Source organism: uncultured Cetobacterium sp. (assembly GCF_947038635.1).
Lineage (GTDB): Bacteria > Fusobacteriota > Fusobacteriia > Fusobacteriales > Fusobacteriaceae > Cetobacterium_A.
The window spans coordinates 1-3,405 of record NZ_CAMQXC010000170.1 but is presented as its reverse complement, the minus strand read 5'-3'; the positions used below and the strand labels follow the sequence as shown (position 1 = coordinate 3,405).

4 protein-coding genes are annotated in these 3,405 nt (G+C 24.4%); 3 read left to right on the top strand and 1 reads right to left on the bottom strand.

Features of this window, described 5'->3' with window-relative positions; translation table 11 throughout:
• On the top strand, positions 1 to 1,195 hold a 1,195-nt coding region (locus Q0V08_RS11170; protein ID WP_297434792.1), incomplete at its 5' end, for a DEAD/DEAH box helicase.
• Positions 1,196 to 1,471: 276 nt separating this feature from the next.
• Here Q0V08_RS11170 and Q0V08_RS11165 read toward each other — a convergent pair.
• Positions 1,472 to 2,065: a LysE family translocator gene (locus tag Q0V08_RS11165; protein ID WP_297434790.1), complete on the bottom strand. Its 594-nt coding sequence runs from the start codon at positions 2,063 to 2,065 to the stop codon at positions 1,472 to 1,474.
• Positions 2,066 to 2,239: 174 nt separating this feature from the next.
• Between Q0V08_RS11165 and Q0V08_RS11160 the strand changes: the two genes are divergently transcribed.
• On the top strand, positions 2,240 to 2,776 hold the full coding sequence (locus tag Q0V08_RS11160; RefSeq protein WP_297434788.1) for an XRE family transcriptional regulator: 537 nt from the start codon (positions 2,240 to 2,242) through the stop codon (positions 2,774 to 2,776).
• A gap of 13 nt (positions 2,777 to 2,789) precedes the next feature.
• On the top strand, positions 2,790 to 3,405 hold a 616-nt coding region (locus tag Q0V08_RS11155), incomplete at its 3' end, for a class I SAM-dependent methyltransferase (protein ID WP_297434786.1).

The following is a 3,405-nucleotide window of genomic DNA, read 5'->3' as shown; positions in this document are numbered from 1 at the left end:
AATTGATGCTGTTGGATATAAAGAACCTACCCCAATTCAAGCACAAGCTATACCAGTAATCTTAGAGGGAAGCGATATCCTTGGATTAGCTAAAACAGGAACAGGAAAAACTGCAGCATTCGTTCTTCCTATTTTAGAAAAAATAGCAACAACAAAAGGAAAAGGGAAAGGCGTGAGAGCTCTTATTATTGCTCCTACTAGAGAACTTGCAGAGCAAATTAATAATACAGTTTTACAGTTAGGAAAGCAGATTGGGATAAAAAGTTTAGCTGTTTATGGTGGAACATCAGTTAAAAAACAGGTGGACATTTTAAAAATAGGAGTGGATATTGTTGTAGGGTGTCCTGGAAGAATTTTAGATCATATTAATCAAGGAAATTTAGGATTAACAAGACTTGAATTTTTAGTATTAGATGAAGCTGATCATATGTTAGATATGGGATTTTTAAAAGATATTGAAAAAATTGTAAAACATACTCCTAAAAAGAAGCAAACTCTTTTCTTCTCAGCAACAATGCCAAAAGAGATTAAAACTTTAGCATTTAAAGTTTTAGAAAAGGGACATAAAACAATTGAAGTAGAATATAAAGATCCTGTTAAATTAATCGAACATGAACTATATCATATAGATCACGATGATAAAAAATCAAAACTTATAGAATTACTTGATGATTCAAGTATAGAATCTGTTATTGTTTTTACAAATGGAAAACATAAAGCTAGACATCTTAGTAAAACATTAGAAACTAAAGGATTAAAAGCTGTAAATTTTCAAGGTAATTTATCACAAAATCAAAGAGATGCTGCTTTATCTGGTTTTAGAGAAGGAAAATATAATATACTTGTAGCTACTGATATTGCTGCTAGAGGCTTAGATATACCTCAAGTTACTCATGTTATTAACTTTGATTTACCTAAAACAGCTGAAGCTTTTACTCATAGAAGTGGAAGAACAGGTAGAGCTAATAAAAATGGTATAGTAATTTCTTTTTCATCATTAGATGATAAAAAGATTTTAACAGAGATTTTAAAATTAAATAAAATAGAATTTGCTAAAATTCATGGAAATGAGAAAGAATTATCTAAAAAGCCTATAAAAAAATATAATGAAAAACCTACTAATACTCAAAATAAACCTAAATCTAATAGATTTAAAAAACCTTCGAATAAACAACAAGGCGGAAAAAAATCTTAATAAAAAAATCTTTCTATTTATTTAGAAAGATTTTTTTATTAAGTATAATCTCGTATTATACATATAATACGAGATTATACTTATTGTATTTACTAAGATTTTTGAATAAAGTTTTAATAATAAAAAATAGAATGAGATTTTAATTTGTTAAATACGAGATTTTATAATAAAAAATGAATCCAACAAATTTAATTCTTTGGATTCATAAAAACTACATATTTTATTATTTGTATATATAATTATTTTTTATAATCTGTAATTTACGTAAAAATGCTGTTAAAAAGTCATAATCAACACAGAACCCATAGTTAAATAAACTCCACTTGAAATGTAAGTCATATATTTTTGAAAATTTCCTTTTACATTTTTTATAAAATGTGAAATAAAGCTAGCTAAACAAATAAACCAAATAATTTCAACTATTAAATAAGCACTTCCTAATAATATAGCTTCTTTTGCATAATTATTAGTATTTACTACAAATTGTGGAATAAAAGTTACAAAGAAAAGTAAAATTTTAGGATTAGCTAAATTTGTAATAACCCCTCTTATATAACAATCATTTTTTATAGATTCTAAATTATTAGATTCATTTGTTTGTCTATTTTTTAAAGTTATTATTCCAACATAAACTAAATAAAGACCTCCAACAATTTTTATAATACTGAGCATATTAGGAAATATATACAAAATTGAAGATAATCCAACTGCTGCAATGATATTATAAATCATACCCCCTGTCATTATTCCTAAAGCTGATAAAATTCCTTCTTTTCTTCCTAAAGAAGCTGAGTTATTTAATACATAAATTGTTGCAATTCCAGGTGTTGCTGCAATAATTAAAGATGAAAATAAAAAACTTAGTAACATATTTTAGTCCTTTCTAAATATAATTGTCTGTAATATTAATATTATAAAGAGATATTATCACAAAATTAGAAAAACTTCAATAAAATAATGAATATTTTATTCATAATTATGAATTTTTGAGTTGTAGTGATTTTTATGATATAATAAATAGAAAATATAAAGAGGAGTTGACTAGTGGAAATATCTGAAAAAATAAAAAACTTAAGAAAAGATAAAGGGTTATCTATAAAAGAACTTTCTGAAAAAACAGGTCTCTCTGTTGGTTTTATAAGTAATTTAGAAAGAAATATAAATAGTCCATCAATAGCTAACCTTCAATTAATATGCAAAGTCTTAGATATAAGTTTAATAGATCTTTTAAAAGAAGATAAAGAATCAGTTATGACTTTAAAATCAGAAGAAAGAAAATTATTATTTACTTCGAATAAAGAAGGAACTAAGTATTATAATCTAATTCCTGATAATTCTGAAATTAATGGTAGTTATGTTGTAATCAATCCTAAATGTACATCTGAAAATATACGATGGAGTCATTCTCATGATGAGATTGGAATAGTAATTAAAGGAGAGCTAGAAATAAATCTTTCTAATAGAAAGATTTATAAATTAAAAGAGGGTGATTCAATTTATATAAAGAAAAATACACCTCATAAATATCGAAATCCTGGAAATATTCCTGCAATTACTCATTGGTTCTCTATAAAAAAGTAAAAAGGAGAATAGTTTGAAATTAAATAAATCTGTAAATTATAAAGAAAATACAATTAAATTTTTTGATAAAATGGCAAATAAAAATCATGGCGATTCTTTTAAACATTATAACAATGTTCTTGAGTGGTTAAACTTACTATTCACAGATAAAGAATATACTCTTTTAGATTTAGGAACAGGAAAAGGAGATTTATTATTAAAAATAGTCGAAGAATTTTTTAATAATAATAAACTTTGGAAATTGATTGGATTAGATATATCATCTGAAATGATAAAAAAAGCTCTTATTAAAAGACTTCCAGCTGATTTTAAAGTTGGAGATAGTGAAAATTTACCTTTTAAAAATTCTTCAATTGATATTATAACTTGTATAAATTCGTTTCATCATTATTCTAATCCTAAAAAATCAATATCTGAGATTACAAGAGTTTTAAAACCTAATGGAACTCTTATTTTAGGAGAAATCTGGCTATTGCCTCTATTTAGAAATATAATAAATTTTCTCCTTCCTTATATGAAAACAGGTGATTATAAAATTTATTCTTGTAAAGAAATTCAAAATATATTTGCAGAACAAAATATTATTTTAATTGAGAAAAAATATGTTTTTCCAAGTAATTATACATATT

Bases quoted from the DNA above. Each gene is read 5' to 3' on its own strand.
- Q0V08_RS11165 (WP_297434790.1), bottom strand. From the start codon at position 2,065: ATGTTACTAAGTTTTTTATTTTCATCTTTAATTATTGCAGCAACACCT.